The organism is Pseudooceanicola sp. DL12, from assembly GCF_056270665.1.
Genome location: NZ_CM149884.1, coordinates 1,901,469 through 1,926,293 on the forward strand (window position 1 = coordinate 1,901,469; position 24,825 = coordinate 1,926,293).

The following is a 24,825-nucleotide window of genomic DNA, read 5'->3' on the forward strand; positions in this document are numbered from 1 at the left end:
CATGCCCCGCGACAACCTATGAAAAGCTATAGATGGACAGGGAGGCGCCATCTAAGTGGTTGAAATAAAGTGGCAAAAAAGATTGCCGAAGGCAGGGTATGCCATCGGTTCCACAGGGGGTGGCGGGGCGGTAACAAAAGAGGCAAAAAAGGCAGCGCCACGCCGGCGCTGCCCAAGTCAACGACCCCCGCCGGGCAACTGAAAAGTCCCCAATCCCGGGAAGGGTCGGTCGTTGGAGACCCACCTGGAATGCGGTGGGTCGGATGGGGTGCGGCGGCCGGGGGAAGGCCTCCGCCGTGCCGTCCGGCCAGCGGGACCTGAACGGACGGGCCGGCAGCAGAAGGACGCCAGAAAAGCTGTCGGGACAGCGGAGGACAGGCGCCTGGGAACCGGCAGGGATCACTGTGCCGGTCTCTGGCCCGTATGGCAGCCTGCAAGAAGTCATAGGTTGCGGAACGGCAAGACCTGTGTTGCGGGAGGCAAGCGGGCCGCAGATGGCAAGACGGCCCCGGCACGAAGTGCGGGGCCGTTGCGGTCAGAAAGTCCGGTCGGTCCGGGTGGGGCGTGTCAGCCCACGAGGGCCTTGTTCAGGTTCTCGTCGACTTTCTCCAGGAAGCCCATGGTGGTGAGCCAGCCCTGATCGGGGCCGACCAGCAGGGCGAGGTCCTTGGTCATGAAGCCGCTTTCCACGGTTTCCACGACGGTCTTTTCCAGCGTGGTGGCAAAGGCCATCAGCGCGGTGTTCTCGTCGAGCTTGGCGCGGTGCTTCAGGCCACCGGTCCAGGCATAGATCGAGGCGATCGAGTTGGTGGAGGTGGACTTGCCCTCCTGGTGCTGACGGTAGTGGCGCGTCACGGTGCCGTGGGCGGCCTCGGCCTCGACGATCTTGCCATCCGGCGTCATCAACTGCGAGGTCATCAGGCCGAGCGAGCCGAAGCCCTGGGCCACGGTGTCGGATTGCACGTCGCCATCGTAGTTCTTGCAGGCCCAGACGAACTTGCCGTTCCACTTCATGCAGCAGGCGACCATGTCGTCGATCAGACGGTGCTCGTACCAGATCTTCTTCTTCTTGAATTCCTCTTCGAACTCTTCCTCGTAGACCTTCTGGAAGAGGTCCTTGAAGCGGCCGTCATAGGCTTTGAGGATGGTGTTCTTGGTCGAGAGGTAGACCGGCCAGCCGAGGTTGAGGCCATAGTTGAGCGAGGCGCGGGCGAAGTCGATGATGCTGTCATCGAGGTTGTACATCGCCTGGTAGACGCCGGCGGAGGGGGCCTGGTAGACCTCCTTCTCGATCACGGTGCCATCGTCGCCGACGAACTTCATCGTCAGGGTGCCGGAGCCGGGGAAGTGGAAGTCGGTGGCCTTGTACTGATCGCCGAAGGCATGGCGGCCGACGACGATGGGCGAGGTCCAGCCAGGAACCAGGCGCGGCACGTTGCGGCAGATGATCGGCTGGCGGAAGACCACGCCGCCGAGGATGTTGCGGATGGTGCCGTTGGGCGATTTCCACATCTTCTTGAGGCCGAATTCCTCGACCCGCGCCTCGTCGGGGGTGATGGTCGCGCATTTCACGCCCACGCCCACTTCCTTGATCTTGTTGGCGGCGTCGATGGTGATCTGGTCGTCGGTGCGGTCGCGCTCCTCGATGCCCAGATCGTAATAGAGCAGGTCGATGTCCAGATAGGGCTCGATCAGCTTCTTCTTGATGAAATCCCACATGATGCGGGTCATCTCATCACCATCGAGTTCGACGACGGGGTTGGCTACCTTGATCTTCGTCATGGATTGGCTCCTTCGGCCTGACTGGAATCGAGTACTGCGCCTGCATAGCCTAACCGAGGATTGACGGAAAGAGATGTATGCAGATGTATACCGTTCAATTCGTGAAAGATCGCGGGGATGTGAGGAAAGGCTGGGCGCTTTGGGGGCCGGGACGCAACGAAAAAGGGCGCCGCCGAAGATCGGGGCGCCCTTTCGGTTGTGCGGTCGGGGTGGGGCCTCAGGCGGCCACCTCCTCCTGGTCGGTCGGGCCGGTGTCGCTGTGACGCTCGAGCTTGCGGACCCGCATCATCAGGATGAGCGCGAGGCCGCAGAAGATGAAGGAGGCCGTCAGCTGGGGCAGGATCGAGCCGTCGTAGAAGCGGGTGACGATGGCCGAGACCACGGCGCCGGTGACGGTGGTGACCGCACCGATGACCGAGGCCGCAAGGCCGGCCACGTGGCCCAGGGGCTCCATCGCGAGGGCGTTCAGGTTCCCCATGGTGAGGCCCATCTGATAGTAGATCGTGGTCTGCCAGATCAGGTAGGCGACGAAATAGGGCAGGCCGCTGACCCCCGCGAAATGCACCACCAGCATGGCGGCCGAGATGATCACCGACACGGTGAGCGCCACGGTGATGATCTTGCGCATGCCGTATTTCACCACCGTCGCGGCGTTGAGCATGGAGGCGGTGGAGCAGAAGAGGCCGATGCCGGCGAACCAGTAGGGGAAGCTGTCGCCCAGGCCGAAGACCTGGTGGAAGGCCGGTTCGATCAGGCTGATGGTGGTGAACATCGACGACACGATCAGCATCTGCACCAGGGTGGTCATGCGCACCATCGGGTTGGCCCACATCTCGCCCAGGGCGTGACGCATGCGCGAGACGCGGAAGGGCTGACGGCGTTCCCTTGGCAGCGGTTCGGGGATGCGGATCAGCAGCAGGCCGGCGGCCACCACGGCAAAGACCACGAAGGCCAGGAAGATCGAGCGCCAGCCGCCGATCACGATGATCCATTGGCCGATGATCGGCGCCATGGCCGGGAAGATGGTGAAGACCATCATGACGAAGGAGACCAGCCGCGCCATCTGACGACCGGAATAGAGGTCGCGCACGATGGAGAGGGTCAGCACCCGCGGGCCTGCGGCGCCGAGGCCCTGGATGAACCGGCCGGCGACGAGCATCTCCAGGCTGGGGGCCTGCCAGGCGACGAGGGCGCCGATGATGTAGACGGCGGCACAGCCCACGACGACGGGCTTGCGCCCGATGGCATCGGAGAGCGGGCCCACGACGAGGGTGCCGAGGCCCATGCCGACCATCATGCCCGAGAGGATGAGCTGGACGTTCCTGAAATTGTCGGGGCTGAGTTCGGCCGCGATGGCGGACATCGCGGGCAGCAGCGAGTCGATGGCGAAAGCCACCGTCGCCATCAGCATGGCGAGAATCGCGACGATCTCCGCCGGGTGAATCTTGCGGTCCATGAAAACCTCTGAATGGATATAAACGTGCCGCTAGCATGTTTTCAGCAGCGGCGGAAGCGGCCGGTACCGCGGTGGGCCGCGGAACCGGTTGTGCGGAAATGAACAGCCTGGCGCCTCAGTGGCGCCAGTTGCGCTCTCCCGAAGGGCGCGCGGACGAAGGCGGACCCGCCTGACCCGGGCGTGCCCTCAGGGCGCGGAGCCGGCGGGCTGCTCCTCTGCGGCGAGCTGGCCGGTGATCTCGTCGATCACCTTCAGCCAGAGCTCCACCGGCTGGGCGCCCGGCACGGCGTGGCGCTGGCCGACGATGAATGTGGGCACCGAGGAAACCCGCATCTCGCGGGAGTGCGCTTCGCGGTCGCGGATCGCCTGAACGTCGGAGGGGCTGTCGAGCAGGCGCAGCACGATCGAGGCATCCATGCCGGCGCCATCGGCGATATCGGCGAGCACGTCATGCTGACCGATGTCGCGGCCTTCGACGAAATTGGCGCGGAAGAGCCCGTCCACCACGGCGCCCTGGGCGCCCTCGAGACCGGCCCAGTGGATCAGGCGGTGGGCGTCGAGCGTGTTGGGAATGCGGGTGAGGGCGGTGAGGTTCATCTCGGCCCCGGCGGCTGCGGCATGTTCGGCCAGCTGCTGCTCGGCCTGTTCGAAGCCGGTCTCGCCGCCGAAGCGCGCGGAGAGATAGGCCCGCCGGTCCATGCCCTCGGGGGGCATCTCGGGGTTCAGCTGGAACGGGTGCCATTCGATGGTGAACGGATGCGCCGGCCGTTCGGCAAGCGCGCGGTCGAGAAGGGTCTTGCCGATGTAGCACCAGGGGCAGATCGGGTCGGAGAGGATATCAAGCTTGACGGCCATTGCGGGCCTCCCAGATGTCGCGCAGGGCGCGGCGCTGCAGCTTGCCGTTGGCGTTCCGGGGGAGCTCCGGGACGTGGAGGAAAGCGCGCGGCTGTTTGTATCGTGCCAGCCTCTCGGCGGCGGTGGTGGCCAGGGCGGCCTCGTCCAGGGGGGCCGGCCCGGTGTAGAAGGCGATGATCAGGCGGGTGTCGTCCTTGATCTCGCAATCGGTGACGCCGATCTCGGTGATCCCGGGGATATCGGCCAGCGCGCCCTCGACCTCGATCGGGGACACGCGGTAGCCGCCGGCATTCATCATGTCGTCGCCGCGGCCAAGATAGGTGATCTGTCCGCCGGGCGCCATAGCCCCCTGATCGCCGGTCAGGAACCAGTCGCCGGAAAAGCGCGCGCGGGTCTCGGCCTCGGCCTCGGGCCCGCCGAGATAGCCGAGCATCAGCCCCGGGTCGGAGCAGTGCACGGCGATCACGCCCGGATCGCCGAGGGGCACCGGCGTGCCGTCGGGGCCGAGGATCGCCACGCGGCGGCCCTTCTGCGGGCGGCCCAAAGTGCCGGGGCCGGCGGGGGCATCGGGGCTGGCCGAGATGAAGGTGGAGCATTCGGACATGCCGAAGGCCTCGTGGATCTCGAGGCCGGTCAGCCGGTACCAGTCGGTGCGGATGGTGCGGGAGAGCTTCTCTCCGGCCGCCAGCCCGTGGCGCAGGCGCGGCAGGTCGAGGCTCTCGCGGTCCTGCAGGATCTTCCGGTAGACGCCGGGGGCTGCGGCAAAGAGCGTGGCCTCGTGACGTTTCATAAGAAGCGGCAGGCTGGCGGGGGGCACGCCCTCGGCGGGGATCAGCGCGGTGGCACCGGCGGCCCAGGGATCCATCAGCCCGGTCCCGAGCGTGAAGGTCCAGTTGAAGGCGCCCGCATGCATCAGCCGGTCGGCCCCGGTCAGCCCGTACCAGCCGGTGGTCATCATCTGCCGGGCCCAGATGGCGCGGTGGGCATGGCCCACGGCACGGGGCCGGCCCGAGGTGCCGGAGGTATAGACGATGTAGCCCAGCCGCTCCGGGGCGCCCATGTGATAGGCGGCGGGGGGCAGGTCGCGCATGGCGGCGAGTGCCGTCTCGTCTACGACCGGGATGGCGGTTTCCGGGCAGGGCACGCCGGCGCCGCGCAGGATGACGGCGGGGGCGAGCTGATCGAGGATCTTCTGGACCTCGGGCGCGGTCAGCTGGGCAGAGCTGGGCACCGGCACGAGGCCCGCCGCGATGGCGCCGAGGTAGGCGATGGGAAATTCGACGGTATTGCCGAGGCGCATCAGAACGATCTGTCCCGGTGTCAGCCCCATCTGCAGCAGGCCGGTGGCGGTGCCGCGCACGGCCGCCTCGAGCCGGGCATAGCTCCAGCGTTCGGCGCGCGACAGGCCGAGGATCGCCAGCGCCACCTTGTCGGGCTGTCGCGGAGCATGGGCCAGCACATGGGCGGCCATGTTGAAGGGAGCGGGACAGGCGGGGGCGGGGCCCTGGTCGAAGACGGACTGCATGGGAAAGTGCTAGGCGGCACGGGGGCTTCTGGCAAGGATTTCGATGGGCAGGCGCGGCGCGTCCGGGTGAGGACATGCGGCCCGGGCCCGTTGCAAACTGCTGGTGCCGGCTTTGCAAACCGATGCCCTGCCCGGATCCCTTGCAAGGAAAAGGCCCGGGGCCTATAGGCTTGGCCATGAAAGAAAGTGATCCCCGCAAACTGATCCGCATTGCCCGTGAGACCGGAGAAGAGATCTCCGGCGAGCCGCTCGACCTGGGCGAACGGGTGCGGGAGCTGCGCAAGGCGCGCGACTGGACGCTGGAACAGGCCGCGGCGCAGGCGGGGCTGGCACGTTCGACGCTGTCGAAGATCGAGAACGGGCAGATGTCGCCCACCTACGAGGCGCTGAAGAAGCTGGCCACCGGCCTTGGCATCTCTGTGCCGCAGCTCTTCACCCCGCCCAAGGCAACGCAGGTCATGGGCCGCATGGCGCTGACGAAATCCGGCGAGGGCAATGCCTATGCCACCGCGACCTACGAGCACGAGCTGCTGGCGAATGCCCTGGTGAAGAAGCAGATGCTGCCCTATCGCGCCCGGATCCGGGCCCGCGACATGGAGGAATTCGATGGCTGGGTGCGCCACGACGGCGAGGAATTCCTCTATGTGCTGACCGGGGTGATCCGGCTATTCACCGAGTTCTACGAACCGGTGGAGATGCGCCGTGGCGACAGCGCCTATTACGATGCCTCGATGGGGCATAACGTGATTTCGGTCAGCGAGGAGGATGCGACCATCCTCTGGGTGACCTCGCTGACGTGAGGCCGCTTGCAAGGCCGTCTCTCGCAAGTCTTTGAAACAGGCCCCGGCGGGGCGCCGCCATCGGGCGTTTCAACGCCTCCGGCGGGGATATTTCCGGCCAGATGACGGGGCGGGCCTTGTTGCAAGCCTGCGGTTGCGGTGCTGCCGCAGGTGCGTTCGAAGCTTTATCTTTCCCGAAATACTCCTGCCGGAGGCGGCTTGCTCCTCAGCCGGACCGGCCGACCGGAGTCTCGGTCTTGTCCTCGTCACCATAGAGCGCGTCGTCGTCATAGACGTCCTCGCCCTCCTGTATATAGCGGCCCGAGGCTGTGATGTTGCGCATGTCCTCGCTCTCGTCCATGCGGATGTCGGCCGGGGTCGCCCCGGCGCGCCAGTCCTCGATCTCGTCGTTCACCTCGGTGATCTCGCGCCCTGTCTGCTCTGCCAAATAGGCGGCGAGCGAGGTCTGGGTGCCGTCGAGACCGGTCAGCTCGGCCTCGTCGGCCTCGGGCCAGCGGTCGAGGATGGCGGGGATATAGGCGCTCCAGCGGCGGGAGATGGCGAGCCATTGCATGGGATGTCCTTTCCTTTTGCTCCGGGCAGTGGGCCCCGGGGCTTTGGAGGAACAACGCCTGGCGGGCCGCCGCTGTTCCGCCGGCTACTGGCTGTCGGTCCCGGCGTCCGCGCCGGAGGCGGCTCCGGCATCGGTGAAATACCAGACCTCGGGCAGGAAGCCCGCGTTGTCGCCGTAGATCGGGACCTCTCCCGAGAATGTGAAATCCTTCACATGGGCGATGCGTCCGACGTCGAAGGAGAAGATCGGGATGACGTAGCGCCCGGCCGTCAGCACCCGGTCGAGGGCACGGGTGGCCGCGGTGAAATCCTCGGAGCTGCGGCTGGAGAGCATGGCGTCGATCATGGCGTCGGCGGCCGGGCTCTCGACACCCATCAGGTTGCGCGATCCCGGAACCTCGGCCACGGCCGAGCCCCAGTAGAGGCGCTGTTCGTTGCCGGGGGAGAGCGAGAGGTCGCGGCGGAAATCGGTCATGTCGAAGTCGTAATCGAGCACCCGCATCTGGTATTGCGCGCTGTCGACCAGGCTGAGCCGAGGCTGGATGCCCAGGCGTTCGAGCGCCTTGACGTAGAGGTCGATGATCGACTGGTTCTGCCGGTCGCCCTGGCGCAGCAGGATCTCGAAGGTGAAGGGCTGTCCCTCGGCGTTGCGCAGTACGCCGTCGCTGCCCACGGTCCAGCCGGCCTCGTTCAGCAGTTTTGCGGCGGTGCGGATATTGGCGCGGTTGCGGGCCGAGCCGTCGCCTTGGGGTAGGGTATAGCCCTCGAGGGCGCCCTCTGGCAGCGTGTCGGCGAAGGGCTCCAGCAGCGCCTTGACGCGGCCGGTCGCGGGGCCGGGCTTCATGCCCAGCTCGGAGCCGGAGAAATAGGAGGTGATGCGCTGTTGCCGGCCGCCGGTGACGGCATCGTTGATGTATTCGAAGTTGAAGGCATGCATCAGCGCGTCGCGCACGCGGATGTCGTCGAAGGGCGCGCGGCGGGTGTTCATGACGAAGCCGGTCATGCCGGAGGGCTTCTGTGTCGGGATCTCGGTCTTCACGATGTCGCCGCGCTCCACGGCGGGAAAGTCGTAGTCGCGGGCCCATTTCTCGGCGTTGAATTCCCGGATGAAGGAGATCTGGCCGGCCTTGAAGGCCTCGAAGAGCACGTTCTGATCGCCGAAGAACTCGATCCGGATGGTATCGGCGTTGGCGGTGCCCTGGCGGATCGGCAGATCGCGGCCCCAGTAGTCGGGGTTCTTCTTCAGCACCACGTTGCGGCCGGCGACGAAACTGTCGACGACATAGGGGGCCGAACCGATGGGCGCCTCGTCCAGGCCACTCTCGGTGAAATCCTTGCCCTCCCACTGGGCCTTTTCCAGGATCGGCTGCAGGCCGGCAATCAGCGGCAGCTCGCGGTTGTCGCCCTTGAAGGTCAGCTTGACGGAAAGCGGGCCGGTCTGTTCGATGCTCTCCACCTGGCTCCAGAAGCCGTGGTAGCGCACGTTGCCCTCGGTGCCGAGGGTGCGGAAGGACCAGATGACATCCGCGGGCGTCACCGGGTTTCCGTCGGAGAATTTCGCCTCGGGGCGCAGGGTGAATTCGACCCAGTCACGGTCCGGGCCGGTGTCGACCGATTCGGCCAGGAGGCCGTAGAGGGAGAAGGGTTCGTCCCAGTTGCGGTACATCAGGCTCTCGTGGGTGAGAAAGCGCAGCTGCCACGGCGGGGTGCCCTTGGTGATGAAGGGATTGAGGCTGTCGAAGGTGCCGGTGTTGCCGGTGACGAGGGTGCCGCCCTGGGGGGCATCCGGGTTGGCATAGGGCAGGGACACAAAATCCGGTGGCAGGGCGGGATCGCCATACATAGCTATGCCATGCGAAGGATCTGCCAGGGCCGCAGAGCCGAGAATCGCCCCTGCAAAAAGTCCGGCGAAAATACGCGTCGAAAACCCGCCTGCACGGGGTGAATGAGATCGCATGATGCGTCTTTCCCTGAACTGCCCTTGTTTTGTTGGCAGGGACCGTAACCTTGGATTCACGTCTTTTCAAACTTTTAGCTTCCATGACGGCGCCGGATTGCTTATAAAGAGCGTACTGCTCGATAGGTTTCTTGCCTGTATGAAACCTGCCTCAATGACTTAACGCCGGCTTCGTGCCGGCGTTTTTTTTGCGCGTGTCATCCGGGATCGCAACGCCCCCGCCAGGCCGATGACCGAAGCGTGAACGGCCGTGAGCCCAATGGCGCAAGGCGCCTGCGAGGGTGCCGCCGCGAGGAAGATACGTGCCGATAGGTAGTCTTTCGTACTCGCAATTCGCATCTGCAGCATTATCCTCTCTTGCGGGTCCGGACCCCATCCGGAGACGAAAAGGGAGAGAATCATGAGTTTGAGCGGCAAGACGGCGATCGTGACGGGATCCACCTCGGGCATCGGGCTGGGCGTGGCGAAGGCGCTGGCGGCGGAGGGGGCCGATGTCGTCATCAATTCCTTCAGCGACACGGCGGAAGATCACGCCATCGCGGAGGGGATCGCGAAGGAATTCGGCGTCACCGCGCGCTATATCCAGGCCGACATGTCCAAGGGCGAGGACTGCCGTGCCCTGGTCGAGAAGGCCGGCGGCTGCGACATCCTGGTGAACAACGCGGGCATCCAGTACGTGGCGGCCATCGACGAGTTCCCGGTGGCGAAATGGGACCAGATCATCGCCATCAACATGAGCAGCAACTTTCACACCATCGCGGCGGCCCTGCCGGGCATGCGCGAAAAGGGCTGGGGCCGGATCGTGAACATCGCCAGCGCCCATGGCCTGCGGGCCAGCCCGTACAAGAGCGCCTATATCAGCGCCAAGCACGGTGTGGTCGGCATGACCAAGACCGTGGCGCTCGAGACCGCGAAAGAGGATATCACCTGCAACGCGATCTGCCCCGGTTATGTGCTGACGCCGCTGGTCGAGGCGCAGATCCCCGACACCGCCAAGGAATACGACATGTCCGAGGACGAGGTGATCGAGAAGGTGATCCTGGCCAAGCAGCCGAGCAAAGCCTTTGCCACGGTCGAGGAAATCGGCGGCACGGCGGTGTTCCTGTGCAGCCCGGCGGCCAAGCAGATCACCGGCACGACGATCAGCGTCGATGGCGGCTGGACCTCTCAGTAGGCGCGCGAAGAAGCGGGCAGGGCGGAGAGGCGCCGCGCTGTCCGCATCCGGGGTGTTAACCCTTTTCTAAGCAGTATCGTGACCAGTAGACCGAGAGAGACGCAGCCCGGAGGCGCCCATGCCAGAGACCAAGCGGATCAACCTGGCCCTTCAGGGCGGCGGCGCCCATGGCGCCTATACCTGGGGTGTTCTGGACCGGTTGCTTGAGGACGAGGACCTGGAGATCGCGGCGATCTCGGGCACCTCGGCCGGGGCAATGAACGGTGCGGCACTCAAGGCCGGCTGGGCCAAGGGCGGGCGCGAGGGCGCCAAGGCCGAGCTGGCCTGGTTCTGGCAGCAGATGGGCGCGATGAAGGACAACTCCATCTGGGCCTGGTTCTTTTCCGGGCTGCCGATGCCGGGCGCCGGCGATATCGGCCAGGCGCTCGACTATTCCATGGCCGGCAGCGTGGCCGACATGCTCTCGGTCGTCTCGACGCCCTATGCGCTCGGGCCCTTCTACCGTAACCCGATGCAGCCGATCGTGGAGAAGTTCGATTTCGAGGCGGTCTGCGACCAGGCAGGGCCGGAGCTTTTCGTCTGTGCGACCAAGGTGCGCGACGGAAAGATCCGCATCTTTGGCCGCGACGAGGTGACGACGGATGCGCTCCTGGCCTCGGCCTGCCTGCCGACGCTGTTTCGGGCAGTGGAGTTCTTTGATCCGCAATCGGGGCGCGAGGAGGCCTTCTGGGATGGCGGCTTCAGTGGCAATCCGGCGCTCTTTCCGCTGTTCCGCCCCGACCTGCCCGACGACGTGGTGATCGTGAACATCAATCCGCTGGAGCGCGACGAGATCCCGATGCTGCCGAACGAGATCCAGAGCCGGATCAACGAGATCAGCTTCAATTCCTCTCTGCTGAGGGAGTTGCGGGCGGTGGAGTTCGTCAAGCGCCTGATCGCCGAGGGGCGGGTGACGACCGGCGAGAAGAAGGACATCCTGATCCACATGATCTCGGACAACGCGCTGATGGTCGAGCTGTCCTCGACCACCAAGATGTTCCCGAATGTCTTCGTGATGAAGATGCTGCGCGAGGCGGGCTATGAGGCCGCGAACCGGTTCCTGCGCGATCACCGCGGCGCGCTGAACAACAACGGTACGCTGGATCTGGCGGGCATGTTCATGTGAGCGGAGGGCCGTCCCGGGGCGCATCCCGGGGGCGACCTCAGAGATCGCTGGCGGGGATCGGCTTGGACGGATCCTTCGGGTTCGGGTAGACGAGGCCCGCCGAGATCACCAGCTTTGCGGCATCCTCGACCGACATGTCGAGCAGCACGACGTCTTCCTCGGGGATATAAAGCAGGAAGCCCGAGGTGGGGTTCGGCGTGGTCGGCACGAAGACCGAGAGCAGGTTGCCCCCGGTCTCGGGGCGCTCGGCGATCTCGCCCTTGGCGGCGGTGGAGACGAAGCCGATGGCCCAGATCCCGCGGCGCGGATATTGCACCAGGCAGGCATGTTCGAACTTGCGCTCGGATTCGGCAAAGACCGTGGTCGCGATCTGCTTGGCGCCGGAATAAATCGAGCGGACGATCGGCATCTGGTCGACCAGCCTCTCGCCGGAGCGGATGATCGAGCGGCCGATCAGCCCCTTGGCGATCCAGCCGACCATCACCGTGAAGACCAGGAAGATGATGATGCCGGCGCCGCGCAGGTTCACGCCGATGTAATGATCGGGATGGAAGCGGTCGGGCACCAGCGGCATGACGAAGCCGTCGACCCAGCCCGCGAGGGTCCAGAGCAGCCAGATGGTGAGACCCACCGGCAGGATCACCACGATCCCTGTCAGGAAGGATGAACGTGCCCGGGCGAAGAGGCCGCGGCGCCCCGGGGGAGCTGCCGGTTCGGCGGGTTTGGGAGGCGAGGGGGGCTTGCTGGGGGCGTCCATCATTGGTCCGGATCAGGAATGTCGAGAGGAGAACCTATGTGCTCGGCCCCCCTGCAGCAATGGCCCGCGGTCCGGATAGGGCGGATTTGACGTGCTTTTCCCGGTGATGTCAGGTGAGGTGACGGGCAATGCGCGCGGCCAGCACGGCATTGTTGCGCACCAGCGCGATATTCGTCGCCAGCGAGCGGCCCTCTGTCAGCTCGAAGATGCGCTGCAGCAGGAAGGGGGTGACGCCCTTGGCGGTGATGCCCTGCGCCTCGGCCTCGGCCAGGGCGCGGGTGATGATCGGCTCGATCTTCTCGCGGGGGATCTCGTCTTCGGCGGGCACGGGATTGGCCACCAGCTGGCCACCGGGCAGGCCCATGAGGCCGCGCATGCGGTGGGCATTGGCGATGGCCTCGGGCGTGTCCATGCGCAGTGGCGCGGCAAGGCCGGAACTGCGCGACCAGAAGGCCGGCAGCTCGTCCTGGCCGAAGGCGATGACCGGCACGCCGTGGGTTTCCAGCACCTCCAGCGTCTTGGGAATGTCGAGCAGCGCCTTGGGGCCGGCGGCGACGACGGTGACCGCTGTCTGCGCCAGTTCCGGCAGGTCGGCGGAGATGTCGAAGGTCTGTTCTGCGCCGCGGTGGACACCGCCGATGCCGCCGGTGGCAAAGACCGAGATGCCGGCCAGCCGGGCGGCGATCATCGTGGCGGCCACGGTGGTGGCACCGGTGCCGCCCGAGGCGATGCAGGCGGCGATATCCGCCCGCGAGAGCTTGGCCACGTCGCTGCGCTGAGCCAGCGCCTCGAGCTGGTCAGGTTCGAGCCCCGCATGCAGGGTGCCGTCGATCACCGCGATGGTGGCGGGCACGGCACCCTCGTTGCGGATGTCCTGTTCGACCCGCCGCGCGGTCTCGATGTTCTGTGGATAGGGCATGCCATGGGTGATGATCGTGCTCTCGAGCGCGACGACGGGCATGCCGTCTGCCTGGGCACGACGAAGTTCGGAGGATTTCGTGATCAATTCCATGGGCTTGTCCTGTGTTCCTGACGTGGCGTGTGAAGATCTGTCCTAGAGAGGGGTCTCTCCGGAGACATACCGGGCGGCGGCAGTGAGGGCGCGCTGCAGCGCCTCGTCGCGGGGCGCGCCTGCGGCCTCGGCCACGATGTGGGCGGCCATGAAGGTATCGCCGGCACCGGTGACCCGGGTCACGAGCACTTCCGGCGGCGTCAGGGTGAGAATGTCGGAGGCCTCGCTGCCCTCGGAGGCGGCGCGGCTGCCGTCGGTGACCAGAACGCGGCGCGCGCCGCGGTCGAGCAGGCCGGCGGCGGCATCTGCGGAGGAGGCAAAGTCGCGCTGGCAGAGCAGGCCGGCCTCTTCGAGGTTGACGTAGAGCAGGGCGCGCTGATGGGTCAGGAAGGGGCGCAGGCGCTCGGCCTTGCCCGGAGAGGCCGGCGCCACGCGCAGGTCGGCCCGCGCAAAGGCGGGCGAGGCGGCGATCTCCTCCAGCAGGTGCAGGGTCAGGTTGCCGTCGAGGGCCACGGGCCCGGCATAGGGGGTCTCGGCACTGCCCAGGGCACCGCCGGTCAGCGGGCGCAGGATCTTGGCGCCGGCGGCCTCGAGAGAATGGGCATCGGCGATCGCGGCGATCAGGCCGTTTGCGCCTTCGATAGCCATGTAGCGATCGGTGGGCAGATCCTCGGAGCGATAGATGTGATCGGTGCACATGCCGAGATCGGCACAGGCGCCGACCAGTTCGTCGCCCTCCGGGTCACGGCCCACGGCGGTGAGAAGCGTGGGGCGCATGCCGAACCGGGCTAGGGTCATGGCAATGTTCATGGCAACGCCGCCGGGCAGGCGGGTGATACGGCCGGGCACGTCGGAGCCCTGCCGCATGTGGCTGGCGGAGCGTCCGATGATGTCCCACAGGACCGCGCCGATACAGATGATGTCGGAACTTTTCGTCATGAAGTCTTGTCTCTGGGTGCGTGAAAAAGCGCAAGCGGAATGAGGTGGCCGCGCGCATGCATGAGGGTCCTGCGATGCGGCACCGCCACGCGGGATGCATTCTGGACGTGCAACAGCATTTCCTCTTCCGCCGCAATGGGCGGTATGGGCCGGGCAGGAATTGGGCCTGCCTGGCGGAGGAATGGGAATAGCGGGGTGAAGCCGTAGCGTCACACCAAAAGGCAGCGCAACTCAAAGTGGAAAAGTGCATTGATAATTCAAATACAATAACACATAAAAGAACCATTCCGGACCGCGAATGTTAATGGTCTGCCTGCTGGCAAGACCTATAAAAACAAGGTTGTTAGTATGGAAGCGAGTGGGGGATCGAAGGCGAGGGACCGCCTGCGTAGCCCGGGACGGAAAAGGCACGAGCGTCGGCGCAGGCAGGGGCGCCGGGAACGTATTGTGAATTCCATTCTGGGGGCGGCGCTGTGTCTTGGGGTTTTGACCGTGGCCGGTGGATTGCCGGAACGCGCCGCCGCCCATGAAATACACCCCACGATGGTGGACATGATCATTTCACCGCAGTCGGTGACCCTGATCATGCGTTTCGATGCCGAAGCCATGCTGGCGGGCGGGCCGGGCGGGCGCGCGCAGGGTGCGGCCGCCGGGGCCGACACGGGAGGCGGAGCGGCGCGTGACATGCCGGCCTACGAGGATCTGCGCGGCATGCCCTCCGACCATGTCGAGGACCTTTTCCGCGAGCGTTGGAGCTACATCGCGACGCTCATGCCTCTGCGGACGGCCTCGGGCAAGGAGGTTCCGCTGAGGTTGGACCAGATCGCCATTTCCGAGGTCCAAAGCCCGAACGACCCGAGGCCTGCACGGGCGCTGATCCATGGCAAGTTTCCCGAGCGGACCGAAGGGTTTCAGATTTCCTGGTCCAAGGGCCTGGGCACGCTGATGTTGCTGGAAGTCAGGCCGCCCGTGAAGGAAACGCCGGCAGGCTACCAATTGTCCCCGAGCCTGAGCCGGAACACATCGGTGGCGGTTGCGGCGGGGATGGGGCCGGCGGCGGACAAGGCCTATTCCGCGGTTCTGCGAGGCGGCGACGAGACCGCGCTGATCCCCGTGCGGAGCCCGCCACCCGAGGCGACACCGCTGCAGGTGGTGGGCGACTTCATCCCCATCGGCGTGGAGCACATCATCCCCTATGGGCCGGACCATGTGCTGTTCATCCTCGGCATCTTCTTCCTGTCTGCGCGGCTCTCGGTGCTGGCCTGGCAGGTTGCGGCCTTTACCCTGGCGCATTCGATGTCGCTGGCCATGAGCACCTTCGGGGTGATCGATCTGCCCGCATCGGTCATCGAGCCACTGATCGCGCTGTCCATCGTCTTTGTCGCGGCCGAGAACATCCTTGTGCCGCAGATGAACATGTTCCGGTTCATGGTCATCTTCGGCTTCGGTCTCTTGCACGGGCTCGGCTTTGGCGCGGTGATCGAGAGCTACGGCGTGCCGCCCGACCGCATGGTCGCGGCGCTTGCCGGCTTCAACATCGGGGTGGAACTCGGCCAGCTTGCCGTCCTGGCGATCGCCTTCGGGCTGGTGGGCTATTGGTTCCGCCACAAGCCATGGTACAGGAGCCGGATCGCAGTGCCGGCCTCGGCAATGATCGCGGCCATCGGCCTGATCTGGTTCTTCGAAATTGCCTTTATCTCTCCGGTCTGAGGCCGCTCGTGTCCCATGGCGGGGGCCATGCCCGTGCCGCCGGCGGCAATCGGGGGTTGCCAAGCCCGCATTGGCTGTGTAAAGGAGCGCCACTTAATCCCGCAGGCGGGGTCGGGCCTATGGGGGAGACATCCCCATACGTCCACCGGTTGACCGATCAGGTTCACACCCCCGCCAAGGCGCAAACCGGAAAGGTATAAAGACCATGGCTCTTCCCGAGTTCACCATGCGTCAGCTGCTGGAAGCTGGCGTCCACTTCGGCCACCAAACGCAACGCTGGAACCCCCGCATGGGCGAGTTCATCTATGGCGCGCGTAATGGCATCCACATTCTCGACCTGACGCAGACCGTTCCTATGCTGGACGCTGCCCTGAACGTGATCCGCGAAACCGTCGCCAAGGGCGGCCGCGTGCTGTTCGTGGGCACCAAGCGCCAGGCGTCTCAGCCCGTCGCTGACGCTGCCGAGAAATGCGCCCAGTACTACATGAACCACCGCTGGCTGGGCGGCACGCTGACCAACTGGAAAACCGTTTCCCAGTCGATCAACCGCCTGAAGGAAATCGACGAACGCCTGGAAGGCGGCGCCGAAGGCCTGACCAAGAAAGAGCGTCTGCAAATGGAACGTGAGCAGGGCAAACTGCAAGCCTCGCTCGGCGGCATCCGCGAAATGGGCGGCGTGCCTGACCTGCTCTTCGTCATCGACGTCAAGAAAGAAGCGCTGGCGATCCTCGAAGCCAAGAAGCTGGGTATCCCGGTCGTGGCCGTGGTTGACACCAACTGCTCGCCCGAAGGCGTGGATTACATCATCCCCGGCAACGACGACGCAGCCCGCGCCATCTCGCTCTATTGCGACCTGGCATCGCGCGCAGCCATCGACGGCATGACCGCCCAGCTGGGCGCAGCCGGCGTTGACGTTGGCGAACTGGTCGACGGCATCGAAGAAGAAGCCGTCGCAGAAGACGCCGAAGCGTAAGTCTTTCGTTACACAAACGTCACCGGCCGCGTGATATGCGCGGCCGGACCCAATTCCAGATGTAAGGAGATCCCACCATGGCGATCACTGCTGCACAGGTGAAAGAACTGCGCGAAATGACCGGCGCAGGCATGATGGATGCCAAGAAGGCTCTGACCGAAACCGATGGCGACATGGAAGCGGCCGTTGACTGGCTGCGCACCAAGGGCCTCGCGAAAGCCGCCAAAAAGGCGGACCGCACCGCAGCCGAAGGCCTGGTGGCCGTTGCTGTCGAAGGTGGCAAGGGTGTCGCCATCGAGGTGAACTCGGAAACCGACTTCGTGGCGAAGAACAAGGACTTCCAGGACATGGTGTCGAGCATCGTCGGTGCCGCGCTGACCGTGGACGGCCTCGACGCGCTGAAGGCAGCCGAAGTGGGCGGCAAGACCGTCGACGCGCTGATCACCGACAAGGTGGCCACCATCGGCGAGCACATGACCCTGCGTCGCATGGCCAAGCTGGAAGGCGACCAGGTCGTCTCCTACGTGCACAACGCTGCCGCGCCCGGCATGGGCAACATCGGCGTTCTGGTCGCCCTGAAAGGCGAGAACGAAGAGTTCGGCCGTCAGGTTGCCATGCACATCGCGGCCTCCAACCCGGCCTCGCTCGGCGAAGCCGACCTGGACCCGGCGCTGGTGGAGCGTGAGCGCAACGTTCTGACCGAGCAAGCCCGTGAATCCGGCAAGCCCGAGAACATCATCGAGAACATGATCAAGGGCCGGATGAAGAAGTTCCTGTCCGAAGTCACGCTTCTGGGCCAGGCCTTCGTCATCAACCCCGACCTGACGGTCGAGGCTGCTGCCAAGGAAGCCGGTGTCGAGGTTGTCGGCTACGTCCGCCTGGAAGTGGGCGATGGCATCGAGAAGAAAGAAGAAGACTTCGCCGCAGAAGTCGCCAAGGCCGCTCAGGGCTGATCTTTCAACTGCATTTCTGGTGCAGGTCGGGGCCGGGAGTTCTCTCCCGGCCCTTTTTCGTGCCACCGGGGCCGGGTGGTACAGGGTGACGCGAGAACTTCTCTTGACCTTCCTTGCCGGGGCTGGCGCAGTCGGTTTGCCAGGCCACAACGCAGGGGAATTTCGTGCGCAAGTTGAAGGGTATGGGCGTTCTGACCCGATTTGTTGCCGCCAGTGCGGCGACAAACCTGGGCGACGGTATCGCGGTGGTCGCCTGGGCCTGGGCGGCGAGCCTGCTGACCCGCGACGCGCTGCTGATCGCGCTGATACCTGTTGCGCTGCGTCTGCCTTGGTTCCTCTTTGCGGTGCCGGCCGGTCTGGCGGCCGACAGGCTGAACCGCAAGCGCCTGATCCTGTCGATGGATGTCGTAAGGGCCGTGGCATTCGCAATGGCGGCACTGGCGCTCTGGCTGGCACAGCCCTTGCCGCAGGCGACGGAAGCCGGTGTGGCGCAGCCGCTGCTCTTCGCACTTCTGGCCGGCTGCGCCGTTCTGATCGGGGCCGCGGAGGTTTTTCGCGACAATGCCGCACAGACGATCCTGCCGTCGATTGTACCCCCTGATAACCTGGAGCGCGCCAACGGGCTGCTCTGGAGTGCCGAGCTGACGATGAATGCATTGCTTGGGCCGGCGGTCGGGGCGTTCCTGGTCGCAATGGCATTGCCATTGCCCTTTGCCCTGAATGTTCTGGTCTATGCCTTGGCGGCAGTCATAGTGGCGGGGCTCGAGGTGCGGCGGCGGTCTCCGCTACGGGAAAGGCGTGACTGGCGCTCAGAGTTGCGCGAGGGCTACGATTTCCTGATCCACGCTCCGATGCTGCGTGGCCTGGCCCTGTTGACCGGTCTGTTCAACATGTTTCACCAGATGCTGACGATGGCCCTCATCCTGCATGTTCAGGAGAATTTGGAAGCCGGAGCAGGAACTTACGGCCTGATCCTGGCGGTGGGGGCCATCGGAGGTATCCTTGGGGGCTTTGCAGGTGGGCCCGTGGCAGCACGCTTCGGACGCGGTCGAACCGCACAATGGATGCTGTTGCTGAGCGCGGTGACCTTCTGCCTTGTCCCGCTCATGCCCGGGCCGTGGAGCCTCGCCGTGATCCTGGCGGCATTCGGCTTTTTCGGGTTGATCTGGGATTCCGTTTCGGTGGCGTTCCGTCAGCGCATGATCCCCGATGAAGTCCTCGGCCGTGTCAACTCGCTCTACCGTCTTTTCACCTGGGGCATGATGCCCCTGGGGCTTGCGCTCTCCGGGTGGGTGGTGCGCTTGTCGGAGCCCGTGTTGGGCCGTCAGCAGGCCCTGGTAATGCCTTTCTGGTGCGCGGCTTCCGGGACGGTCGCGTTGACCCTTCTGGCATGGCGCCCGGTTGGGAAAGGATTCAGGTAAGGGTTCAGGATCGCCGTGTAAGGTATTGAAAAGGCGGTGCCGGTCGGGAGGCCGGCACCGCCTCGACGAAACGGGCGACTGGTTGGGGATGGAACCGCCCTTCGTTCTGTGCCGGATGAAGGGCTGATCAATATATCCTTCAGCCGGCGTCCGGTTTCCCGGGCGGTCCCGCAGAACCCTGCAATTTCAGGGGGGCGAGCCGCGTGTCCCATGGCCTAAATGCCACCACTCACGGAACGACCTCAGGGTCGTTTTTTTATCGTTCAGTCGAAAGTAAGGGAATCCTTACCTGGGCCTGAAACGTAAAGCGTGAATGGGAAAAATGGGGGCATTCCATACCTGCCGGCAGGAAAATACAGCACCTTGGGCCGACTTTCGCCAACCCGTCATGCGTCGAAAATGAACATCTGGTTGAGAAAGGCCGCCTTGAGCACGGCCTGCGCTGTCGTTTCGACGTTCAGTGTTTCTCGTGCGAGTCGCAGGTGCTTTTCGACGGTGGCCGTCGTCAGCCCCATCAGCAAGGCTATATCCTGGGTCGTCTTGCCGTCGCCGACCCATTGCAGGGCCTCCCGCTGCCGTCTTGTCAGCTCACGGGTTGGGCCCGAGTATGGCAAGGTCAGGATCTTCAGGTGGGCGACATTGTTCATGATCACGATATCACGGCCGTTCTTGGCCCAGATGTTGTCCGCTTCCTCCTGAGTCATGTCGCGCCGCGCGGTCAGGGCGATGGCGCCCTTGGTCCTCGGCGAAATCGACTTGAAGGAAATCGAGTAGCCAGCCGTCACTCCCATTGAACGGTTGAACTCGAGGACCCGTCGTTCACTCGCGGTCATGGCGCCATTGGCACTCATCTCTGCGAGGATGCGCCACGAACAGGCTCCTTCGTTCTCAAGAGCCCATCGGACCATTGGCGCATGGAAATAAAGCCCTTTGCCAAGGAAAGCCTCTCGATAGGCTTCGGAATGGTTCGTGAGAATGACAAAATCCTCTGGATCGCCAAGAGAGGTTGCCGTGCGATACCTGGTAAAGCCGTACAGCAGGCGGTCGAAGCCATAGCTTTCCATCTTCGCGCAGTGGATTGTCCAGAGCTCCTCGATGGTCTGGGCATTGGTCAATTGCTCGAGATACTCGCGGCGCATCATCCTGGCGTCTCCGCTTTTGGCCGAGCAGAGCAAAGGCCTTCGCACCAAAATGCATGGTGGGGCAAGGTGAACACGAATACTGTCATTCTGCTACCTCCGGATGTAGCCCGAGTGGGCCGCTCTTGTCGAGTAGCAGCTGTTGCCTATGCCGGAGGGCAGAAAGCTGAAGGCTAAAGTACAAACACTACCCTCGGCAGTGGGCAGTTTGCATAAATGTGATCGATGGCGAACGAACGAATGGGGGGCAACCCGGACACCGGAGTGCGCACCATCCCCAGAGATCTTCTGCCATGCCATGCAAGATATTGGATATCTAGTCGTAGAAGAACTAGCCACTATCTTGCAGGATCAAGCCACATCACCTCACCAAAGGTCAGCGTCGCCGGCAGAGTCGTCGGTGGCGTCCTGGTCTTTCTCGGTCTCCCTGAACATCGGGTCGATGCTGCCTCCCATGTCAACGACGGTTGAAAATGCCTGTTGAGTTACCACATGCTCTTCCTCCCACGTCAGGTTGGGGCCGAACTTTGTCAGAAGAGCTTCGATGTCCTTGAGGGACTGTCGCATAAAATCAATCCTTTGAAAGGCGACGAAAGCTTCTTCGGTGAGCGGGTTGCACGAGCAAAGGCTGGAAGACAAGGCATCCTCGAGCGCAGCCGTCAAGCCGCGCAACCCGGCGACTTGGCCCGCCAGCACCATGGCCATGTCTGAAGCACTGACCGTCGATGAAGACGGTGAGGTTTCGTCTGGCATATGTTGCCGAGGCTCTGTCATTTCAGAGGCGGCCGACCACTGCTTCGATACAGGCACGCAGGTCGTTCGGCTCGAATGGCTTCTTAAGGAAGTTATTCATTCCGAGGGTGCGCCCTTGATCAATGATCGCCTTGTCGGCCTTGCCTGTGATGAGGATGAAGCCGACGCCCTTGGTTCGCGCTCCGCTTCGCAGATGGTGAAGCAGTTGCAAACCATCCATTCCTGGCATGTTGTAGTCAGAAATCACAAGATGAACAGGCGCGGCTTCCAGAGCTTTCAAGGCCGTTGGGCCATCGGATGACGTTGCAACGTTCCTGATGCCGAATGCATCCAGCGCCTGGGTGATTAGACCCCGACTGGTGGACATATCATCCACAACCATGATTCTAATCTGGTCTCTAAGGGCCATCCGATCATTCCTTCCCGATTGAGGATGCGTATTTGCCTGCGGCCTTGTAGGCCGTCATGCCATTTGGTTCGAAGAGGCTGAGAGAAGAGTCGGAAATCCGTTCAGAATGGCCGAGGAAAATCCAACCGCCTTCGATGATCCTTTGGCGAAATCTGGGCCAAAGGGATGCTTGAGTTTCCGCATCGAAATAGATGACGACATTTCGACAGAAAATCACGTCGAACTGGCCTTTCATCGGCCACTCACGCAGCAAGTTCAGCTCACGGAACCGAACCAGCCTCCTGATCTCGTCCTTGACGTGGTGTTGCCCTGTCCTGGGATCGCTTTCCAGATAGGATTTACGCATCTCATCCGGAATGCCTGCGATTTGCTGATCATTGTAGATGGCTGTTTCGGCCTTCTCCAATATCGCCGGATCGATATCTGTTCCGAGAATAAGAATATCCCGACTTGCGAGTTCCGGTGCCGCCGCTTGGAGACACATCGATATAGAGTAGGGCTCCTGACCACTGGAGCAGCCTGCGGACCAGATCCTGACGCGTTGACCGTTCCTTGCCTTCTGGAGAAGGACAGGCAGAACTTTCGTTCGCAACATGTCGAAATGGTGAGATTCCCGGAAAAAGTGGGACACGTTCGTGGTAAGAGCGGAAATCATGTATCTGCGCTCTTCCGCACCTTCTGGCGAACAGACGAAGCGGCAATAGCTTTCGTAGGTCGGCTGACCGCTAGCAAGCAATCGCTTGCGTAGTCTGGACTGGACCATGGTCATCTTGCCTTCTGGCAAGACAAGGCCGGCCTCTTCCTTTGCCAGCGTTGCAATGGCCGCGAAGGACTTGTTGTCCATGGCCATTGCCGCCGTATCTGGGATGGAGGAGTTCATGCAGCCTCGTCGCTGGAAGTTGGTACGACAGCACCAAGATCAAGGACACGGATCATCCGATCGTCGATAACCGTCAGAGCTCGGACCACGGACATGTGCGGATCGGACGAGAGGTCCGGCGGGGGTTGGAGGTCATCATTGGTTATGGCCACGATGTCAGAAACGGCGTCGACGAGCAGGCCGGTAAGCGTGCCGTGGAGTTTCACGACTATGATCACGTTGCGATCATTTGTTTCCTGTGACGGCAGGTTTAGCCGGCGAGCGAGATCCATGACAGGCAGGACGGTGCCCCGGAGGTTGATTACCCCACGCATGAAGTCCGGGGCATGAGGCATCGGCGTTGTGCGTGTCCAGCCGCGAATTTCCCGGACGGACATGATATCGAGCGAATATTCTTGGTCTGCTACACGGAACGTGAGCAGTTCCAGGTCGTTTGTCTGTACCTGATCACTCATTTGCGATCTTCCTTTCCGAAAGCATGATGTCCGCTGATCGCGGGCTGCCAGTGCCGGCGATAATGTCGGCTGGATCCAGAATAAGGGCAATTTGCCCGTCTCCGAGAATTGTTGCCGCCGCGATGCCGGGGGCGCGGTAGAAGCTGTCGTCCAGCCCCTTGATGACCACCTGGCGCTGGTCCTGGATGCCGTCGATTACGAGAGCTGCACGGCTGCCGTCCTCGAGCGAAATCAAGAGGACGATCGAGCCTTCGTCTGTTTTTCGCTGAGCACGGTATCCCAACATGACGCCCAGGTCATATAGCGGGACGAAGCCACCGCGCACGCGAACCACAAAAGATCCCGGGCGGAGCATCTGCACGTCATCGGGTCCAAGCGACAGAGTCTCCACGACGACATTCAGAGGCAGGACAAGCGTCTCGCCTGCTACGTTCACGACCATCCCATCAAGGACTGCAAGTGTCAGTGGAAGGCTGATTGAGAAGGTCGTCCCCTTTCCGGGATCGGAGGCGATCGAAATCCGCCCTCCAAGCGATTGGATGGAGGTTTTGACAACATCCATGCCGACACCGCGGCCTGAGAGGTTTGAGACCTTCTCGGCGGTCGAGAAGCCAGGGAGGAAGAGCAAGTTGTCGATTTCTCCATCCGACATCTGAACGTCGGGCGGGACTAGGCCCTTCGACACAGCCTTTTCAAGAACGCGGGGACGGTTGATACCAGCCCCATCATCAGAGACCTCGATGATCACGCGTCCGGACCTGTGGGCTGCTGTCAGCTTGACTGTTCCAGCTCGCGATTTTCCAAGTTCTGCCCGTTTGGCGGCATTTTCGAGACCGTGGTCGACGGCGTTCCGGATCATGTGAGTCAGCGGGTCTGCGAGACGTTCAATGACCGTCTTGTCGACCTCAGTGCCTTCTCCCTCAGTGACGAGACGGACTTCTTTTTCTACGGCTGCAGAGGATTCCCGTACGATGCGCGACATGCGCTGGAACAGCGACTTCACTGGCTGAGCGCGGATCATCATGACGCTATCTTGGATGTCACGTGTCAGGCGCTGGAACTCTTCAAGCCCGTTCATTGCATCAGAGTGCGGCGAGAGCCCTGCCTCGTCCAGACTCTGAGACAACATGGCCTGATTGATCACGAGTTCGCCGACCAGGTTCACAAGCCGCTCAATTCTTTCGAGATCGACGCGAACAACGGATTTCGCAGCGGTGTTCCCGGATTTCTTGTTGTCCGGATCACCGTCTTTTCCGCCGTCCTCTGCAGCCTTTGACGCAGGCGCGGTTTCTATTGCTGCGGGAGCCGGATCTGCCACCAATTTTGCAACGGGAGCCGGCGTCTCGTCCACGAGTTCGGCCGCTGGGGCGAGCGGGGGGAGTTCGGGGGCGGGCACACCGGCAGGGCCTGATATTTCGAGCTCGCAAAGGCCATCGACGAACTCGAATACATCGCGGATTTCTGCTTCGGCGGCCTCTGTTTCGAGCTCGACAATCCACTCAATGTATGGCGTCTCGGGGGCCAGATCATCGAGAGCCGGTAGCTCGTCGAATTTGCAGGTAACCTTTGCCTTGCCGAGATTGCAAAGGTTGCGCAACAGCATCAACGGTTCGTTGCCGGTCGCAAAAAGTTCCTGCTCTGGCTTGAAGCGCACCTGAACGACATTGGCTACGGGCTGGACATCAGGCAGGTCAAGCGAGAAGGCGACGCCGAGCGGTTGGAAATCGGCCTCCTCGACCTCCTCAGCTCCACCTTCTTCGCCCAGCAGCTCGTCCAGGCGGGACAGGAGGTCTTCGCTGGTTTGCTCGGGCAGGGGAGCATCATCACGACATGCGCGGACCAGATCCGACAGATGGTCGGCCGCCAGGAAGAAGAGCTTCATCGACTCGCTGTCCGGAGACATGCGCCCGCCGCGAACTTCATCCAGAACGGTTTCGTAGCGGTGCGCAAATCTTACGAGCGCTTCGAGTCCGAAGGCGCCGGCGCCCCCCTTGATGGAGTGGACGGCGCGAAAGACGACGTTGATCGTCTCGGGGTCGTCCGCTCCTTCATCGAGTTCCTGCAGGCCATCCTGCAATGCCTCGAGCAATTCCTCGCATTCTATGAAGAACGAGGCGCGGATTTCCGCCATCGGGTCGTTCTGATCGGACATCTATCG

Annotated in this window: 22 protein-coding genes; 7 read left to right on the forward strand and 15 right to left on the reverse strand. The window is 63.4% G+C overall.

The features are described 5' to 3' along the window. Window positions 1–567 precede the first annotated feature (567 nt). From AC0WR5_RS08905 to AC0WR5_RS08920, 4 genes are all read right to left on the reverse strand, one after another. On the reverse strand, window positions 568–1,782 hold the full coding sequence (locus tag AC0WR5_RS08905) for an NADP-dependent isocitrate dehydrogenase (protein WP_475868327.1): 1,215 nt from the start codon (window positions 1,780–1,782) through the stop codon (window positions 568–570). A 217-nt stretch (window positions 1,783–1,999) separates the two neighbouring features. Further along, on the reverse strand, window positions 2,000–3,238 hold the full coding sequence (locus AC0WR5_RS08910; RefSeq protein ID WP_475868329.1) for a multidrug effflux MFS transporter: 1,239 nt from the start codon (window positions 3,236–3,238) through the stop codon (window positions 2,000–2,002). A 186-nt stretch (window positions 3,239–3,424) separates the two neighbouring features. Further along, on the reverse strand, window positions 3,425–4,093 hold the full coding sequence (locus AC0WR5_RS08915) for a DsbA family oxidoreductase (RefSeq protein ID WP_475868332.1): 669 nt from the start codon (window positions 4,091–4,093) through the stop codon (window positions 3,425–3,427). Next, window positions 4,077–5,618 carry a class I adenylate-forming enzyme family protein gene (locus AC0WR5_RS08920; protein ID WP_475868334.1) on the reverse strand — a complete coding sequence of 514 codons (1,542 nt, stop codon included), beginning with the start codon at window positions 5,616–5,618 and terminating at the stop codon, window positions 4,077–4,079. Before AC0WR5_RS08920 ends, AC0WR5_RS08915 begins: the two co-directional genes overlap by 17 nt. Before the next feature lie 176 nt (window positions 5,619–5,794). On the opposite strand from AC0WR5_RS08920, the gene AC0WR5_RS08925 reads away from it, so the two are divergent. Continuing rightward, window positions 5,795–6,418, forward strand: a complete 624-nt coding sequence (locus AC0WR5_RS08925) for a helix-turn-helix domain-containing protein (RefSeq protein WP_475868336.1) — start codon at window positions 5,795–5,797, stop codon at window positions 6,416–6,418. A 205-nt stretch (window positions 6,419–6,623) separates the two neighbouring features. Here AC0WR5_RS08925 and AC0WR5_RS08930 read toward each other — a convergent pair whose 3' ends face one another. Both AC0WR5_RS08930 and AC0WR5_RS08935 read right to left on the reverse strand, forming a co-directional pair. Further along, on the reverse strand, window positions 6,624–6,971 hold the full coding sequence (locus tag AC0WR5_RS08930; protein ID WP_475868338.1) for a hypothetical protein: 348 nt from the start codon (window positions 6,969–6,971) through the stop codon (window positions 6,624–6,626). Window positions 6,972–7,055: 84 nt separating this feature from the next. Then, on the reverse strand, window positions 7,056–8,813 hold the full coding sequence (locus AC0WR5_RS08935) for an extracellular solute-binding protein (RefSeq protein ID WP_475868340.1): 1,758 nt from the start codon (window positions 8,811–8,813) through the stop codon (window positions 7,056–7,058). A 514-nt stretch (window positions 8,814–9,327) separates the two neighbouring features. Between AC0WR5_RS08935 and AC0WR5_RS08940 the strand changes: the two genes are divergently transcribed. After that, a complete protein-coding gene (locus AC0WR5_RS08940; protein WP_475868342.1) occupies window positions 9,328–10,101 on the forward strand; it encodes a 3-hydroxybutyrate dehydrogenase in 774 nt (257 codons plus the stop codon). Between the two features lie 118 nt (window positions 10,102–10,219). After that, window positions 10,220–11,266 (forward strand): patatin-like phospholipase family protein, encoded by a 1,047-nt coding sequence (locus AC0WR5_RS08945; RefSeq protein WP_475868344.1) that lies wholly within the window; start codon window positions 10,220–10,222, stop codon window positions 11,264–11,266. 37 nt (window positions 11,267–11,303) lie between these two features. Here the strand turns inward: AC0WR5_RS08945 and AC0WR5_RS08950 are convergent, their stop codons facing one another. From AC0WR5_RS08950 to AC0WR5_RS08960, 3 genes are all read right to left on the reverse strand, one after another. Further along, complete coding sequence (locus AC0WR5_RS08950) at window positions 11,304–12,023, reverse strand: DUF502 domain-containing protein (protein WP_475868955.1); 720 nt, start codon at window positions 12,021–12,023, stop codon at window positions 11,304–11,306. 109 nt (window positions 12,024–12,132) lie between these two features. After that, window positions 12,133–13,035, reverse strand: coding sequence for a pseudouridine-5'-phosphate glycosidase (locus AC0WR5_RS08955; RefSeq protein WP_475868346.1), 903 nt, complete (start codon window positions 13,033–13,035; stop codon window positions 12,133–12,135). A 42-nt stretch (window positions 13,036–13,077) separates the two neighbouring features. Continuing rightward, window positions 13,078–13,974, reverse strand: coding sequence for a PfkB family carbohydrate kinase (locus tag AC0WR5_RS08960; protein WP_475868348.1), 897 nt, complete (start codon window positions 13,972–13,974; stop codon window positions 13,078–13,080). Window positions 13,975–14,421: 447 nt separating this feature from the next. Here AC0WR5_RS08960 and AC0WR5_RS08965 point away from each other — a divergent pair, with 447 nt between their 5' ends. The 4 genes from AC0WR5_RS08965 (at window position 14,422) to AC0WR5_RS08980 (ending at window position 19,031) form a co-directional block, all read left to right on the forward strand. Beyond that, window positions 14,422–15,684: a HupE/UreJ family protein gene (locus tag AC0WR5_RS08965; RefSeq protein WP_475868350.1), complete on the forward strand. Its 1,263-nt coding sequence runs from the start codon at window positions 14,422–14,424 to the stop codon at window positions 15,682–15,684. A gap of 205 nt (window positions 15,685–15,889) precedes the next feature. Then, window positions 15,890–16,657, forward strand: a complete 768-nt coding sequence (rpsB, locus tag AC0WR5_RS08970) for a 30S ribosomal protein S2 (RefSeq protein WP_475868352.1) — start codon at window positions 15,890–15,892, stop codon at window positions 16,655–16,657. A 77-nt stretch (window positions 16,658–16,734) separates the two neighbouring features. Continuing rightward, entirely contained in the window at window positions 16,735–17,610 is an 876-nt protein-coding gene (gene tsf / locus AC0WR5_RS08975; protein ID WP_475868354.1) for a translation elongation factor Ts, read from the forward strand. Between the two features lie 164 nt (window positions 17,611–17,774). Beyond that, window positions 17,775–19,031 carry an MFS transporter gene (locus tag AC0WR5_RS08980; protein ID WP_475868356.1) on the forward strand — a complete coding sequence of 419 codons (1,257 nt, stop codon included), beginning with the start codon at window positions 17,775–17,777 and terminating at the stop codon, window positions 19,029–19,031. Between the two features lie 386 nt (window positions 19,032–19,417). Here the strand turns inward: AC0WR5_RS08980 and AC0WR5_RS08985 are convergent, their stop codons facing one another. From AC0WR5_RS08985 to AC0WR5_RS09010, 6 genes are all read right to left on the reverse strand, one after another. Then, window positions 19,418–20,173, reverse strand: a complete 756-nt coding sequence (locus tag AC0WR5_RS08985) for a LuxR family transcriptional regulator (protein ID WP_475868358.1) — start codon at window positions 20,171–20,173, stop codon at window positions 19,418–19,420. Window positions 20,174–20,536: 363 nt separating this feature from the next. Continuing rightward, on the reverse strand, window positions 20,537–20,875 hold the full coding sequence (locus tag AC0WR5_RS08990; RefSeq protein WP_475868360.1) for a hypothetical protein: 339 nt from the start codon (window positions 20,873–20,875) through the stop codon (window positions 20,537–20,539). Between the two features lie 70 nt (window positions 20,876–20,945). Continuing rightward, window positions 20,946–21,332 (reverse strand): response regulator, encoded by a 387-nt coding sequence (locus AC0WR5_RS08995; RefSeq protein ID WP_475868362.1) that lies wholly within the window; start codon window positions 21,330–21,332, stop codon window positions 20,946–20,948. 4 nt (window positions 21,333–21,336) lie between these two features. Then, on the reverse strand, window positions 21,337–22,212 hold the full coding sequence (locus AC0WR5_RS09000) for a CheR family methyltransferase (protein WP_475868364.1): 876 nt from the start codon (window positions 22,210–22,212) through the stop codon (window positions 21,337–21,339). Then, window positions 22,209–22,667: a chemotaxis protein CheW gene (locus AC0WR5_RS09005; protein WP_475868366.1), complete on the reverse strand. Its 459-nt coding sequence runs from the start codon at window positions 22,665–22,667 to the stop codon at window positions 22,209–22,211. Before AC0WR5_RS09005 ends, AC0WR5_RS09000 begins: the two co-directional genes overlap by 4 nt. Further along, window positions 22,660–24,819 (reverse strand): chemotaxis protein CheA, encoded by a 2,160-nt coding sequence (locus tag AC0WR5_RS09010; protein ID WP_475868368.1) that lies wholly within the window; start codon window positions 24,817–24,819, stop codon window positions 22,660–22,662. Before AC0WR5_RS09010 ends, AC0WR5_RS09005 begins: the two co-directional genes overlap by 8 nt. Window positions 24,820–24,825 lie beyond the last annotated feature (6 nt).